The following is a 14,686-nucleotide window of genomic DNA, read 5'->3' on the forward strand; positions in this document are numbered from 1 at the left end:
GGAAGCTCACCCCCCTCCCTAACCCTCCCCCCCAAGGGGGGAGGGAACAAAGCCGAAGAGGGGTTGCGTGGACGCACGTTCGAGATGGGGTAGCTCGGCATGTACGGCCGAGGGGTCTCGTTACACATCACCCATCACTTCCTTCGCCTTCAGCAGCTCGACCGCCCCGCCCTTGTTCACCGCGTACTGGAAGTTCGTCCGCGGCGTACACGCGGCCCCAACGTGGCCCTTCGGGCTGAGCGCCAGGAACGCGACGTTCGCGGTGTGAACGCCCCGCCGCGCGGCCGAGGCGTGAACCCGCTTGCACGCCAGTTCGCACGCCTCCTGCGGCGACTTGCCGCCACGCATCTGCTCGACGATGTACGTGCTCCCACTGATGCGGATGATCTCCTCGCCCACGCCGGTCGCGCCGGCGGCCCCGGCCTGGTCGTCCACGTACAGCCCGGCCCCGATGATGGGCGAATCCCCGACTCTGCCCGGCAGCTTGTACGACAGCCCGGACGTGGTGCAGCACCCGCCGAGGTGGCCGGCCTTGTCGAGACCCAGGACGGTCACCGTGTCGTGATTGTTCTCATCGATCGGCACGTTATAGACGTTGATGTCCTCCGGTCCGGCGGGGGCCGGTTGTTCCTTCATCGGCTTCTGCCGGTCCGGGTGCTTCTCCAGCCACTCCTTGATCGCCTCGGCCGTGTGCGGCATCTCCAGCGGGAAGCCTTGTTGCAGGGCGAACCACTTCGCCCCCTCGCCGACGAGCAGGATGTGCGGCGTCTTTTCCATCACCCGCCGGGCGACGGCGGAAGCACTACGGATGTGTTCCAGCCCGGCGACGGCTCCGCACTTAAGCGTCTGGCCGTCCATGACGCACGAGTCGAGCGTCAGCCGGCCGATGCGGTCCGGAATGCTGCCGAACCCGACCGAGCGGACGGTCGGGTCGTTCTCGACGGCCTGCGCGCCGAGTATGACGGAATCGAGCGCAGGCTTGCCGTCGGCGAGTTGCTTCCCCGCCGTCTCGACGGCGAGCTTCCCGAACGGCCACGTGGCAATGACGACAGGTTCGGCCATGACAACCCCGGATGCGAGTGCGGAGATTGTCGATAGGGTATCCGATTCGGCGTGAAGTGGGGAACGAGAAACCCGAATCGCGATAACTATTCGTCGTCGTCCGCGTCGGACTCGACGGCGACCGCCTCGGCGGGTGCCGGCTGCTTCTTGCCGCCCTTTTGTTGGGCTTTCATGTGCTTGATGAGGCGGACGCCGACGACGAGTGACACGACCATAAACAGGGCCAACGCCACCGCGATGACAACGAGAAACGTCGGAACCTTGCCGGCCTTCTTCTCCTCGGCGGCCGCCTTTGGCAACACCGATTCCTTTTCCTTCGGCTTATCCGCGACGACCGGTTCCGGTGGTACGTCTTTCTTCTTCGGCAACACGACCGCGGCGGGCTTCAGCGTGGTCACCTGGCCGTCGGTGTCGAGGACGTGGATTTCTTCCAACTCGAAACCGTAGTTTGCCCGCGCCGATTCCGGAGCTACGACCGTGCCGACGAATTTCACCGGCTGCCGATCCGGTAACGACGCGAGTTGCTCCGCGAGAGATTTGACAGCGAGAATGCGGAGCCAGGTCACCGCCGACTTGCCGTCGTGGAAAACGGACAGTTCGACCATCGACCCGGCGGGCTTCGTCGCCTTGCCGAGCAGACCGTCGAGCGTGAGCCGGCTGCCGAGGTAGAGTTCGGGTGACTTCTCCACGTCCTTGAGCGTCGGGTTCTTGAGCTTCGCGGGGGCCTTCGGTTCCGCGGCCTTGTCTTTCTTTTGAGGGGCCTGACCCGCCGCGACCGCAACCAGGGAAGTGAAACAGACGATGAGCGGCAGCCAACGATGAACCGAGATCACGGCCGTTCCCCCAGGGCAGACTGTCGGCGGCGCGGGTTCGGGCCGTGCCGCAACATCCCTACTAGGAAATAGCACACGAACCGCGGGAATGTCGGACGGGGTGTCAGGTTTTCGGACCCGGCCGGCCGGCGGCGCGGTCGCGGAGTTTCTCCAGCTTCTTGAACCCCGCCTCGACCGTCTTCTTCAGCGCGGCCAGTTCGGTCAAACTCAGCTTCCGCGCCTTCCCCTTCGGCAGCCGGTCGAGGTCCACCGGGCCGATGGCGACGCGGCGGAGCTTCATGACCTTGTGGTTGAGCTTCGCGAGCATCCGGCGGATCTCGCGATTCTTCCCTTCGCACAGCACGATCCGCAGCCAGGTGCTATCGCCCTGCGCCTTGACCCGACGTACCCGCTTGGCTTTCACCTTGCCGTCGCTCAGCCAGACGCCATCGAGCAGCTTCTGGAGGTCCTGCTTGTTCGGCTGCCCGGCCACGAGGACGAGGTACGTCTTCTCCACCTGGAACTTCGGGTGCATGAGCTGGTAGGCCAGCTCGCCGTCGTTCGTCATGAGAAGCATCCCCTCGCTCGCCTCGTCGAGCCGGCCGACGGTGTAGACCCGTTGCTCGATCCGCGGGATGAGGTCGAGGGCGAGCGGCCGGCCGGCCGGGTCGTGGTTCGTGCAGAGGTAGCCGACCGGCTTGTTCACGACCCAGTAGACGGTCTTCTCGACCCGCACAGGGGCGTCATCGACGCTGACCTTGTGCTGGTCCGGGTCGATCTTGACGCCGAGGTCGCGGACGACGCGGCCGTCCACCTTGACGCGGCCGGTGGCGATCAGCTCGTCGCACTGCCGCCGGGACGCGACGCCGGCGTGCGCGAGGTACTTGTTGAGGCGCTCCATGCGGGCATTCTACGACACGGGAACGCGGGCGCAAGGCTACACGGCCCGTGCCCGTTCTGTTAACCTTGAAGAACGTCTCCCCGTTCGAGGTCTGCCCGCATGCTCCGCCTCATTCTCGCCGTCGCCGCCTGTGCGGTCGGTTCGTCCGCGTCGGCCCAGGACAGCCTGAAGGCCGAGGACTTGGCCCGCGTCAAGTCGGCGACCGTGTTCGTCAAGGTCGGCACGCCGCGGTCCGGGGCCGTGTCCACCGGGTCCGGGTTCCTCGTCCGCGCCGTCGGCGACACCGGGTATCTGGTGACGAACGATCACGTCGTCGATCTCTACGACGGGGCGGACGACGATAAGAAATGGGCGACGCCCATTGAGGTCGTCTTCGAGAGCGGCACGGAGAAGGAGCGATCCGTCAAGGCGAAGCTCGTCGCCGCGGATACCGTCCGCGACCTCGCGACAATCAAGATCGAGAACGTCAAAGACTTGCCGAAACCGCTCGACATCGCGGACCCGCCGGAGGCGCGGGAGACGATGGTGGTGTACGTGTGCGGGTTCCCGTTCGGCGACCGGCTGGCTATTGGGAAGAAGAACCCGGAGATCAGCGTCGCCCGCGCGACCGTGTCCAGCCTGCGGCGGGAGGTCGTGCCGGGGCCGGTCACGACGGTGCAACTCGACGGGTCGCTGAACCCCGGCAACAGCGGCGGCCCCGTCGTCGCGGCCGACGGCAAGCTCATCGGCGTCGCCGTGCGGAGCCTCATCGGCCGCGGCGTCGGCGAGGCCGTGCCGCAGCACGAGGTCGCCGCGATGCTCCGCGGCCGGCCGGGGCAGGTCGTCCTCGTGCCGAAGAACCCGGACGACGAACCGAAGGGCGACATCCCGGCGCGGCTGTCCGTCGATGTCGTCGATCCGTTCAAGCAGGTGAAGTCCGTCACGGCCTACGTGCTACCGACGGGCAAGGAGCCGCCGAAGCCGCTGACGACGCCGGGGCCGATCCCGAACGCGATGAAGGTTCCACTCACGGTGGAGAACGGCCGGGCGAGCGGCGACGTGACGATCCCGAAGGACAGTCCGAAGGGCCTCGTCGTTCAGATCGAGATGGAGGTCGGCGACACGAAGTTGTTCACGAACGCGGCCGTGGTCCCGGTCGGCGCGACGCGGCCGGGGATGTTCGGCGGCAACCGGCCGAGCAACCCCTACGGCCCCCAGCGGACGCCGGAGGGGAACCTGAAGCTCGCGAGCGGGGCGGTGCTGCCGTTCCCGAACGTGCCGCCGAAGTTCCCGACGGCGAAGGACTCGGACAGCGTCAGCCTCGTCAACGCGGCCCCGGAGGGTTACCTGAACAAGCCGGTGCGGATGGACGCGCTCAGCACCTGCACGGTCAACCCGACCGACAAGGGCGAGTTCGAGCTGGCCGTCGAAACGGACACGGACAACACGCCGACGGACGTGCGGGTCGTGCTGCCGAAGGACCTGGCGCTCCAGGTCGCCGACCTCGGCATCCCGGAACTGATCCCCGTCGGCATCACCTTGAAGTACCCGGTCCGCGTCATCGGCAAGCTGGCGAAGCCGGTCGGCCGCGAGCGGCGGTACACATTGACCGCCGAGCAGCTCGAATTCCTCGACGACGACGGCAAGCCGGTCACGACGCTCAAGCCGGAGCTGACGCTGCCGACCGGGAAGCCGACGCTGGCGATCGTGAACCGGTTCCCGGACCGGTTCGTCGGCCAGACGTTGACGGTGGAGGCTTACGTCAAGGGGACGCGGTACGCCGGCGGGACGGGAATGGAACTCGCCACGCAGAACCAGGCCCCGCCGCTGAACCTGGACGTGTACACGTCCCGCAGCCTCGCCGGGCAGGTCGAGAGCGACATCGCGAAGGACGAGCTGCCCGCCCGCGCGAAGGTGACGATCGAGGTCAAGGCCGTCCACGGCCGGACGAACAAGGGCGTCGTCGGCGTGAAGCAGGTCGAGGTCCTCGGCGACGGGGACAAGGCGGTGAAGACGCTCAAGACTTCCGCGAACGTCGAGTACCCGTTCATCCCCGCGGCGGCGAAGGCCCCGCCGACGCCAGAGCCGCCGAAGGTCGTCGAACCCGCGAAGGCGGACGAGAAGGCCGCGCCGACCCCGCCGGCCGCGAAGGACAACACGCTCGTCATCGCCGCCATCGTCGGGGCCGTCGCGCTCGTCCTCGGCGGCGTGTTCGTGTTGATGAAAGCGATGCGGAAGCCGAAGGCGGTGGAGGAAGAAGTCGTCGAGGAGCGGCCGCGGAAGCGGGACGCGCCGCCGCGGGCGAAGCGGGCCGGGCCGCGGCCGGCGAACGACGACAACCCGTTCGCGAACCTGGGGTGACGGACCACCCCGGCCGGCCTGGGACCGCGGGCGTCCCGCCCGCCACGGTCCCAATCGCATAAGGCTGATCCCGGAGCCGGTGAAGGTGGGCGGGCGGGACGCCCGCGGTCCCGGCTGTGCCGCCGGCTCGCGTCACTTCCCCGGCGGCGGGTCCTGGCCGGCGATCTCGCCCATCTTCCGGAGGAACTCCTTCACCGGCGGGCCGTCGAACTGCAGCCGGCCGATCCGCATCTCCAGCCGCCGGTCCGTGCCCGCGTACTCGTCCGTCGGCCGGTGCAGCATGATCGTCTGCACCCGGCCGTCCGTCAGCGTCACCACGATCCGGCCCATCCAGATGCCCCGCTGCGATTGCGACGGCGTCGCGTTCCGCATCAGCGCTAGCACCCGCTCGAAGTCGGCTTCCGGCACGGGGAACAGCCCCCGCGTGCCGCCGATGTCCGGGCCGCCGTCCGGCCGGTTGAGGATGAACACGTCGATGGCCTGCACCCGCGCGACATCCACCTCGTCCACGGACGCGAACGCCGGGTCGCGGAACGCCCCGACCAACAGCGGGATGACGACGGCCGGGAACAGCAGGATGAGCACGATCAGGCCGACCCACAGGGGCAGCCGGTTCCGCGGGGGTCGGGGCGGCGGGTCGATCTCGGTCACGCTCGGCCTCGGAGTTGGGGGCATGAGGTCGTTCTACGCACCCAAACCGTCGGGAGCGACGGCTCGCGGCAGGGGGTGAGCAGCAAGTTGCGCGAGAATTCACGCCGCCTTCACGGATTCCACTTATTGAAAAGTAAACCTACTTCCGGTGACCGTGCGCCGGGTGCGTGCGGTCGTGTTCCTTTTCCGGGAGAACTCCTTGCGCGACGCGCTCCACCACCGAGCCACACAATCCGCCCGACGGGCCTTCACGCTCATCGAGCTGCTGGTCGTCATCGCGATCATCGCGATCCTGATCGGCCTGCTCCTGCCCGCCGTCCAGAAGGTCAGGGAAGCCGCCGCCCGCAGCCAGTGCATCAACAACATGAAGCAGTTGGGCCTCGCGGTCCACAACTACGAGTCCGCGTACCAGGTGATGCCGTCCCCCGGCCAGTGCGACTCGACCGGCGGCGGCACGACGACGTACTCGATCCACTCGTGGTGTACGACGCTGCTGCCGTACATCGAGCAAGAGAACGTCTACCGGAACTTCGACGTGACGTTCAACCCGTTCGACCCGACCTCCGGGTACGACACGACGTTCCTGCACCGCAAGGCCCGCGGCCGGAGCTACAACGACGTGGCCGCGGTCAACGCCAACGCCCGCGCGGCGGCCAAGACGTTCATCAAGACGTTCATCTGCCCGAGCACCCCGGTCCCGCAGCAGCGCGGCCAGGACAACTACGGCGGCATCGACTACATGGCGATCGCGATCACGGACATCGAGGACGGCCGCCCCGGCACGCCGGCGGCGAACACGGCCGAACTCGGCAGCCGGCCGACGGACGCCGTCCGCCGCGGCCTGACCTCCGACCAGGGGGCGATGAGCTGCGAAGGCCGCCCGGTCATCGGCATCACGGACGGGTCGAGCAACACGATCCTCTTCATCGAAGACGCCGGCCGCCTGGACCCGCGGCTGAACAGCCCGTTCTCGGCGAACTCCGCCCGCGTCCTGCCGGTCGCGTCGGACTCGGCCGAGCAGCTGAACATCCCGGCCACGAACGCCCGCCGGGTGTACGCCTGGGCCGACCCGGACGCCGCCACGAACGGCTACTCCGGCCCGAGCAACTCGACCGGCATCCGCACGGCTCGGTACAACAACAACAACACGCCGGTGGGCGGCCCGACGACCTGCACCTGGCAGACGAACAACTGCGGCCCGAACGACGAGCCGTTCGCGTTCCACACCGGCATCGTCGTCAGCTGCATGGCCGACGGCTCCGTCCGGACGCTCCGCGACAGCCTCGACTGGCAGATCACCCGCGCCATCGCGACCAGCTCCCGCGGCGAGACGGTCAACGGCCTCGATTAAGCTCCCGGCCGTCGCGCAACACTCGGGCCGGCGTCCGCGGGGACGCCGGCCCTTTCCCTTACACGATCCCACGAGGTCAACATGATTCGTTCGACGATCCTTCTGGCGGTCCTCCTCGCCGCGGCCGGCTGCGGGCCGAGTACGCCGCCCGCGCGGACGGACAGCATGGTCCCGGTGACCGGCACGGCGACGCTGCCCGGCGGCAAGCCGGCCGCAAACCTGACGCTGGTTCTGCTCCCCAGCGGCTCCGGCACGCTCCAGGCGCAATTCAACACGGATAAGGAAGGGAAGTTCAAGGGCGAGGCGTTCGCCGGCGAGTACACGTACTTCTTCGAGGGGAAGGCGGACTCGGCCGTGTACAAGGCGCTTCCGCCGGCGTACAAGGGGGCGAGCGCCGACCACAAGGTCACGGTCAAGGCCGGGGACACGTTGAGCATCAAGGCGGAGTAAGCAGTCCGACTCAGGAAATGAAAGCGGCCGCCGGGTAGCCGGCGGCCGCTTGTTTTGTAGGGTGGGTCGAGTCTTCGAGGCCCACCGCGGGAGCGAGTGCTCGTCGTTGAAGTTACGTGCTTGACTCCCCACAATCCCGGCACACCCGTTGGTCGGGCTTGGGATCGCACCCCATGACTCGGCCTCGCACGTCCAACTCGAACGAACAGCACCGTTCGAGGACCTCCCGCAGCATCGCCCGGCCGCGTTGAATCCGAGACTTCGCACCCGACAACGAGAGGCCGAGCCGGTCGGCTACGTCCTGCTGGGATTGTTCTTCGATTTCAGCCATCTGCACCGCCTGTCGATAGCCGTCCGGCAACGACTGAATCATTTCATCCAACCATGCGATGCCCCGACAGCCGGGTTGCGACTCGCGATCCTCGGCACACTCGCTTTCAGAGTCGGAGAGTGCCACCGCCCTGTTCGAGGCCCTGCGGTGATGGTCGTGAACCACGTTTCGAGCGATCCGGTACACCCATGCCGCCAGCCGTTCCGTCTCCTGGAGCGTTCCCACGTTGCGGTGGACCCGCACGAACGTCTCCTGGAGCAGATCGTCGGCAACGTGGTCGTCGGGAACCCTACGGCGGATGAACCGCCGCAGGGCCGAACTCAGGTGCGACCAGATCGCCTCGGTCGAGGGTTGAGTCGCCATCACGGACTCAGTTAGGCTTGGGTTGCGGTGGGACGCAGCAGCCCGTGCGCGGGCAGCAGCCGGCCGTGTTGCAGCAGGCCGCCGGCACGCAGCAGGCCACCGGCACGCAGCAGACGGTCGGGGCGCAACAGCCGGGTGAGGCACAACATGCCGCGTTGTTGCCGGCATCGGAAGACGTGGGTTGCATGGGTCAGCTCCTGTTCGTTCGCGGTCGTCGCGGCTGAACGTCAGCCGCTTCCGAACAAACAGACGCAGCCGGGCGAAAAAGGACGCAGGAATTCGGCAGCAACTCGTTCGCGGTGGGCCTCGAAGACTCGGCCCACCCTACTAATCAAATGATCTGCTTGATCGGTTCCGCCCCCTCGACGCCGACCAGCTTCTGGTCCAGCCCGCCGTAGAAGTACGTCAGCTTGTTCGGGTCCAGGCCCATCTGTTGCAGGACCGTCGCGTGCAGGTTCTTGACGTGGTACCGGTCCTCGACGGCGTTGTTCCCGAACTCGTCCGTCTTCCCGACGGACACGCCGCCCTTGATGCCGCCGCCGGCCATCCACATCGTGAACCCGTAGCTGTTGTGGTCCCGGCCGGTCCCGCTCGCGTACTCGGCCGTCGGCTGCCGGCCGAACTCGCCGCCCCAGATCACGATCGTGCTGTCGAGCAAACCCCGCCGCTTCAGGTCCTTCAACAGGCCGGCCACCGGCTTGTCGGTGTCCCCGGCGTGCTTGTTGTGGTTCTTCGCGATGTCCGTATGGGCGTCCCAGTTCTCGTCGTTGTGCGCCCCGCCGCTGTACACCTGCACGAACCGCACGCCGCGTTCGACGAGCCGCCGGGCGAGCAGCATCTTCTTGCCGAAGTCCTCCGTCCGCGACCCGTCGATGCCGTACAGGTCCTTCGTCTCCTTCGTTTCCTTCGTGAAATCGACCGCCTCCGGGGCATACTGCTGCATCTTGAACGCGAGTTCGTAGCTGGCGATCCGGGCCGCGAGTTCGCTGTTGTCCGCCCGGCTGGCGAGGTGCTGCTCGTTCTTCTCCTTCAGGTGGTCCAGCAGCGCCCGCTGCTGCTCGCGGGTGAACCCGGTCGGCGGCTGGAGATCGAAGATCGGCGTGCCGCTCGCCCGCAGGGTGACGCCCTGGTACGCGGCCGGCATGTAGCCGCTGGACCAGTTCTTCGGCCCGCTGATCGGCCCGCCGGAGTTGTCGAGCATGACGACGAAGCCGGGCAGGTTCTGGTTCTCGCTGCCGAGGCCGTAGGTCACCCAGCTGCCCATGCACGGGTTGCCGGACAAGAGGCGGCCGGAGTTCATCATGAGCAGGGCCGACCCGTGGATCGGCGACTCGGCGTACATGCCCTTGAGGAACGCGATGTCGTCCACGCACGTGGCCACGTGCGGGAACAGCTCGCTGACCCACGCCCCGCTCTGCCCGTGCTGCTTGAACTTCCACCGCGGCTCGACGATCCGCCCCTCGCTCTTCTTCCCGCCCCGGCCGAACGTCTTGATCGGAACGGTCTTGTTGTCCTTGCCGGTCAGGTACGGCTTGTGGTCGAACGTGTCGATGTGGCTGGGGCCGCCGTAGCAGAACACGAAGATGACCGACTTCGCCTTCGCCGGGAACATCGGCGGCTTCACGGCCATCGGGTTGAGCAGCGAGTTCGGCTGCTTCGTCTCGTTCGCGGCGGCCTTGTTGAAGAAGCTGTCGGCGGTGAGCAGCCCGGTGAGCGCGAGGCCGGGGAACTTCGCCCCGCTGTCCCAGAGGAACTCCCGGCGGGTCCGGCGGCAGAACTGGCTCGTACCTTCTGTCATCGAATTTCTCCGGGATGCTTACAAATTATCTTAGCAGCGGACGCGGCGGGCGGGAAGGAAAATCTAGCAGTAGTTTCTTGTAGGGCGGGTCAAGGCTTTGCGCCGACCCGCCGTCGGGTTCCCGCCGGTTTAATCTTTTTCTGCTGCGGTGGAGTTCGTGCGGCGGGTCGGCGCAAAGCTTGACCCGCCCTACAATCACCTCAGTTTAACTCATCTTTGAACCGGAACAACCCATGCCCGACTCGTACACCGCGATTCAGGTCGTGATGATGCCGAAGGACACGAACCCCTACGGCACGATCTTCGGCGGCGTCATCCTCAGCTACATCGACGTGGCCGGGTCGATCGCGGCCCGGCGGGAGGTCGGCCTCCGCGGCGGGCGGGCGGACGCACAGTTCGTGACGGTCGCGATCAATCGCGTCGAGTTCAAGAGGCCGGTCCTCGTCGGCGACGTGGTGCGGTTCCAGACGACGTGCAGCCGGGTCGGGCGGACGTCCATCACCATGCACATCGACGTGATCGCGGAACGCGGCATGGAGGTCTTTTCCGTGACGGAAGCCGAGGTGGTCTACGTCGGCGTCCTGCCGGACGGGGCGGACCGGAAGCCGGTGCAGCTGCTGCCCGCGACGTGACCATTTGTACATAATACGTGTCGCGTCAACCCAGGTGGCGAGTCCGCCACGGGGGGCCACCCGTGGCGGTGGCGGCGGTGGCGGTGGGGCCTGTCAGACTGGCAGCCGGCAGTTTGCCCGACGGTCTTGGAATCGCTTCGGGAATCGTATAAATCAGGGTGTGAGTGAAGCCGTCGTCTCGAGGCCCCGTCATGGGTTATTCGTCGAACCACTTGTACTTCAACGATTTCGAGGTCGGCGCGGCCTGGGAGTCGGGCGGCCGGACGGTGACGGAGGCGGACATCACGAACTTCGCCGGGTTCAGCGGGGACTTCAACCCGATGCACGTCGATCACGCCTACGCGGCGGCGACGCCGTTCCGCCGGCCGATCGCCCACGGGTTCGGCGTGTTCTCCATCGCGAGCGGCCTCGGCGTGCAGTCGCCGGCCGTCCGCACGATCGCGCTGCTGTCCGTGAAGGAGTGGAACTTCATCCTGCCGGTGTTCGCCGGGGACACGATCCGCGTCCGCACGACGGCGGTGGAGAAGGCGCTTCGCGGCCGCGGCAAGCGGGGCGAGGTGAAGTGGAAGCGGAGCATCGTCAACCAGGACGGCAAGGTCGTCCAGGAAGGCTTCGTGGTCACGCTCGTGGAGTGCCGCCCGCTGCCGAAGCCGGTGATGGAACCGGCCGCCGTCCTCGCCGGCGCGAACGGGTCGATGTGACCCGGTGTCCGTTCATCTCGTCCGCTTCCCACGAACGACTCACATGACCATCCGCACCCGCTTCGCTCCGTCGCCGACCGGCTACCTGCACATCGGCGGCGTCCGCACCGCCCTGTTCTGCTGGCTGCTGGCGAAACGCCACGGCGGGAAGTTCATCCTCCGCATCGACGACACGGACGACGCCCGCAACCGGGCCGAGGCGGTGAGGCCGATTCTCGACGGGTTCAAGTGGCTCGGCGTGGACTGGGACGAAGGCCCGACGGCCGACGCGAGCGGCGACAGCTTCGGCCCGCACGAGCCGTACTTCCAGGGCCAGCGGAACGACAAGTACGAGGCGGCGGCGATGAGGCTGCTGGCCGAGGGGAAGGCGTACCCGGACTACACGACGCCGGAGCAGCAGGACGCCGCCCGCGAGCACGCGAAGCTGGCCCGCAAGCCCTACGTCCACCGCGGCACGAACCGCGACGTGCCGGCCGACGAGAATGTGAAGCAGTACGCGGCGAAGAAGGCCCCACTGCTGTTGCGGGTGGAACTCGGCCAGAAAGTGACGTTCACGGACGCCGTGAAGGGCAAGCACGAGGTCCACACCGACACGATCCGCGACCCGATGCTCCTCCGCGGCCCGGACGAGAAGGGGTTGTGCCGCGCCGTCTACAACTTCGCGACCGTTGTCGATGACATCGACTTCGGCATCACGCACGTCGTGCGGGCGATCGAGCACCTGGAGAACACGCCGACGCAAATCCTGATGTACCAGGCGCTCGGCGCGAGCCTCCCGACGTTCGGACACGTCCCGCAGGTGTACTACAACGGCGAGAAGATGAGCAAGCGGAAGACCCCGCCGCTCACCGCCGACGAGGTCGCCAAGCTGAAGGCGTGCGGTTGGACCGACGACGAGATCAAGGGGCGGGACGACCTGAACATCATAGCCGTGGCGTTCTACAAGGAGATCGGCTACCTGCCCGAGGCGATCATTAACTACCTGTGTCGGCTCGGCTGGAGCCTGGACGCCGAGACGGAGTTCATGACGCTCGACACGCTGAAGGCGAACTTCACCCTGGAGCGGGTGACGGACGCCCCCGGCAACTACGACGCGAAGAAGCTGTTCTGGATTCAGGGCGAGCACATGAAGCTCGTGCCGACGGCCGAGAAGGTCGAGCGGTGTGTGCCGTTCCTGAGAAAGGCGAAGCTGATCGGCGACACGCTCGACGACGCGACGCGGGCCGTGTTGACCCGGATCGTCGAAGCGAGTGGCGACCGGATCAAGCTGTTCAGCGACGTGCTGGCGTTCGCGACGCCGATCCTGAAAGACGAGATCGCCTACGACCCGAAGGCGACCGAAAAGGCATTCAAGGACCCGGCCGCGAAGCCGCTACTCGCCGAGTTCGCCGACGTGTTGAAAGCGTGCGAGCCGTTCGACGCCGCGACGACCGACAAGGCGATGCACGATTTCGTTGCGGCGAAGGGCGTGAAGATGAACGCGATCCAACTCCCGGTCCGCGTAACCGTCACGGGCACGAGCGTCGGGTTCGGCCTCTTCGACACGCTGGCGATCCTCGGCAAGAATCGGGTATTGAACCGGATCGAAGCCACCCTCAAGCGATAGCCCATGAAAAAAGACTACCACCTCTGCGGCCTCGGCAACGCCATCGTGGACATCTTCCTCGACCTGACGGACGCCGAGTTCGCCCCGCTCGGGTTCGAGCGGGGCACGATGCGGCTCGTCGAGAAGGCCGAGCAGGAGGCGCTGTTCGCGAAGTTCCGCGACGCCAACCACGACCTGCCGCTCGTCAGCGGCGGGTCGGTCGCGAACAGCGTCATCGCGCTGTCGCAGCTCGGCGGCAAGGGGGCGTTCGTCGGGTGCGTCGGCGACGACCGGTACGGCCTCCACTACGCCGCCGAGTTCGAGAAGCTCGACATCGACATCGGCAACCCGATCCTCAAGGACGAGACGACCGGGACGTGCGTGTGCGTCATCACCCCGGACGCCGAGCGGACGATGCGGACGCACCTCGGCGTGTCCAGCCACCTCGCCGCCCGCCACGTGGACAAGAACCGCGTCCAGAACAGCGAGTGGCTGTTCGTCGAAGGGTATGTGTTCGCCAACCCCGAGACCGGGCAGCACGCCATCCGCGAGGCCGTCGCCATCGCGAAGGCGGCCGGGACGAAAATCGCCCTGACCTGCTCGGACGCGTTCGTCCCGGCCGTTTTCGGCGACCCGTTCCACGAGGCGCTACGGCAGAGCGACTTGCTGTTCTGCAACGCCCCCGAGGCGTGCGCCGTCGCGAAGGCGAACAACACCGAGGAGGCGTTCGCGAAACTCAAGATGCTCGTGCCCAACGCCGTCGTGACGGACGGGCCGAACGGGGCGTTCGTCCGTTACGGCGGCGTCGAGTCGCACGTGCCGGCCTACACGTGCGAGCCGAAGGACCTGACCGGGGCGGGCGACATGTTCGCCGGCGCGTTCCTGTACGGGATCACCCACGGATACGCCCCGGACGCGGCCGCCCGCGGCGGGAACCTGCTCGCGATGAAGGTCATCTCGCAGGTCGGCGCGCGGCTGCACCACGGCGTCAAGGACTACTGGAAGCAAGCCACGGGTGGGAAGTGACATGGCCCGATTGAAACTGTTCACCGGCGTGAGCGTCGGCCCGGCCGTCCGGTCCGCGGCGGCGGCGCTTCAACAGGCGCTCGCCGGGTGCGGGGCGAACGTAAAGTGGGTCGAGCCGGAGAATCTGCACGTCACGATCAACTTCCTCGGCGAAGTGGACGACCGCGACCTGCACGGCATCTGCCGCGCCCTCACAACCGTGGCGAAGGCCGAACCTTCCTTCCGACTGAGTGTCCAGGGTGTGGGCGCGTTCCCGACCCCGCGGCGACCGAAGATTCTGTGGGCCGCCCTCGCCGACGGGGCCGAGACGTTGCGACGGATTCACAACATCTCCGAGCCGAAGTTGCTGGAACTCGGCGTCTACCGTCGCGAGGAGCGCGGGTACACGCCCCACCTGACGCTCGGCCGGGTGAAGGACGAGGCCGACGGGCAGCTGCTGGCGGCGGAGCTTCCGAAGCACGACGACTGGCGCGGCGGCGACGTGTTCGTCGAGGAGTTGTTGCTATTCAACAGCGACTTGCGACGGGAAGGCGCGGTCTATTCGGTCATCGCGCGGATGCCGCTCGGATGAGTTGCGGCGGCTCGCAACATCTGACACAATTCGATGACGCACCCGTAGCTCAACTGGATAGAGCAGCCGCCTTCTAAGCGGCAGGTTGTGAGTTCGAGCCTCACCGGGTGTA

Annotated in this window: 15 protein-coding genes and 1 tRNA gene; 9 read left to right on the forward strand and 7 right to left on the reverse strand. The window is 67.1% G+C overall.

Annotation, left to right across the window (positions count from 1 at the left end; genetic code table 11):
- Positions 1 to 120: 120 nt before the first annotated feature.
- The 3 genes from AC5JJ2_RS15560 to AC5JJ2_RS15570 form a co-directional block, all read right to left on the reverse strand.
- Entirely contained in the window at positions 121 to 1,062 is a 942-nt protein-coding gene (locus AC5JJ2_RS15560) for a glycosylasparaginase (RefSeq protein WP_495858927.1), read from the reverse strand.
- Between the two features lie 86 nt (positions 1,063 to 1,148).
- Positions 1,149 to 1,895 carry a hypothetical protein gene (locus AC5JJ2_RS15565; protein WP_495858928.1) on the reverse strand — a complete coding sequence of 249 codons (747 nt, stop codon included), beginning with the start codon at positions 1,893 to 1,895 and terminating at the stop codon, positions 1,149 to 1,151.
- Between the two features lie 103 nt (positions 1,896 to 1,998).
- Entirely contained in the window at positions 1,999 to 2,775 is a 777-nt protein-coding gene (locus tag AC5JJ2_RS15570; protein ID WP_495858929.1) for a pseudouridine synthase, read from the reverse strand.
- 99 nt (positions 2,776 to 2,874) lie between these two features.
- On the opposite strand from AC5JJ2_RS15570, the gene AC5JJ2_RS15575 reads away from it, so the two are divergent.
- Complete coding sequence (locus AC5JJ2_RS15575) at positions 2,875 to 5,115, forward strand: S1C family serine protease (RefSeq protein ID WP_495858930.1); 2,241 nt, start codon at positions 2,875 to 2,877, stop codon at positions 5,113 to 5,115.
- A gap of 132 nt (positions 5,116 to 5,247) precedes the next feature.
- Here AC5JJ2_RS15575 and AC5JJ2_RS15580 read toward each other — a convergent pair whose 3' ends face one another.
- Entirely contained in the window at positions 5,248 to 5,766 is a 519-nt protein-coding gene (locus AC5JJ2_RS15580) for a hypothetical protein (protein WP_495858931.1), read from the reverse strand.
- 199 nt (positions 5,767 to 5,965) lie between these two features.
- Here AC5JJ2_RS15580 and AC5JJ2_RS15585 point away from each other — a divergent pair, with 199 nt between their 5' ends.
- Both AC5JJ2_RS15585 and AC5JJ2_RS15590 read left to right on the forward strand, forming a co-directional pair.
- The gene (locus tag AC5JJ2_RS15585) at positions 5,966 to 7,117 is read left to right on the forward strand and encodes a DUF1559 domain-containing protein (RefSeq protein ID WP_495858932.1); all 1,152 of its coding nucleotides are present in this window, start codon (positions 5,966 to 5,968) and stop codon (positions 7,115 to 7,117) included.
- Positions 7,118 to 7,198: 81 nt separating this feature from the next.
- On the forward strand, positions 7,199 to 7,567 hold the full coding sequence (locus AC5JJ2_RS15590) for a hypothetical protein (RefSeq protein ID WP_495858933.1): 369 nt from the start codon (positions 7,199 to 7,201) through the stop codon (positions 7,565 to 7,567).
- Between the two features lie 112 nt (positions 7,568 to 7,679).
- On the opposite strand, the gene sigZ is transcribed toward AC5JJ2_RS15590, so the two are convergent.
- The 3 genes from sigZ to AC5JJ2_RS15605 all read right to left on the reverse strand — a co-directional run bounded on the left by sigZ (position 7,680) and on the right by AC5JJ2_RS15605 (position 10,059).
- Positions 7,680 to 8,261, reverse strand: a complete 582-nt coding sequence (gene sigZ, locus AC5JJ2_RS15595) for an RNA polymerase sigma factor SigZ (RefSeq protein ID WP_495858934.1) — start codon at positions 8,259 to 8,261, stop codon at positions 7,680 to 7,682.
- Between the two features lie 11 nt (positions 8,262 to 8,272).
- Positions 8,273 to 8,410 (reverse strand): hypothetical protein, encoded by a 138-nt coding sequence (locus AC5JJ2_RS15600; protein ID WP_495858935.1) that lies wholly within the window; start codon positions 8,408 to 8,410, stop codon positions 8,273 to 8,275.
- Between the two features lie 182 nt (positions 8,411 to 8,592).
- Positions 8,593 to 10,059, reverse strand: a complete 1,467-nt coding sequence (locus AC5JJ2_RS15605; RefSeq protein WP_495858936.1) for a DUF1501 domain-containing protein — start codon at positions 10,057 to 10,059, stop codon at positions 8,593 to 8,595.
- Positions 10,060 to 10,292: 233 nt separating this feature from the next.
- Between AC5JJ2_RS15605 and AC5JJ2_RS15610 the strand changes: the two genes are divergently transcribed.
- The 6 genes from AC5JJ2_RS15610 (at position 10,293) to AC5JJ2_RS15635 (ending at position 14,686) form a co-directional block, all read left to right on the forward strand.
- On the forward strand, positions 10,293 to 10,691 hold the full coding sequence (locus AC5JJ2_RS15610; protein WP_495858937.1) for an acyl-CoA thioesterase: 399 nt from the start codon (positions 10,293 to 10,295) through the stop codon (positions 10,689 to 10,691).
- 191 nt (positions 10,692 to 10,882) lie between these two features.
- Positions 10,883 to 11,392, forward strand: a complete 510-nt coding sequence (locus AC5JJ2_RS15615; RefSeq protein ID WP_495858938.1) for a MaoC/PaaZ C-terminal domain-containing protein — start codon at positions 10,883 to 10,885, stop codon at positions 11,390 to 11,392.
- A gap of 43 nt (positions 11,393 to 11,435) precedes the next feature.
- Entirely contained in the window at positions 11,436 to 12,998 is a 1,563-nt protein-coding gene (locus tag AC5JJ2_RS15620) for a glutamate--tRNA ligase (RefSeq protein ID WP_495858939.1), read from the forward strand.
- Positions 12,999 to 13,001: 3 nt separating this feature from the next.
- Positions 13,002 to 14,003: an adenosine kinase gene (locus AC5JJ2_RS15625; RefSeq protein WP_495858940.1), complete on the forward strand. Its 1,002-nt coding sequence runs from the start codon at positions 13,002 to 13,004 to the stop codon at positions 14,001 to 14,003.
- Position 14,004: 1 nt separating this feature from the next.
- Entirely contained in the window at positions 14,005 to 14,574 is a 570-nt protein-coding gene (gene thpR, locus AC5JJ2_RS15630; RefSeq protein WP_495858941.1) for an RNA 2',3'-cyclic phosphodiesterase, read from the forward strand.
- Between the two features lie 38 nt (positions 14,575 to 14,612).
- Positions 14,613 to 14,686: transfer RNA gene (locus AC5JJ2_RS15635), tRNA-Arg, on the forward strand.

The organism is Limnoglobus sp. (assembly GCF_059499385.1).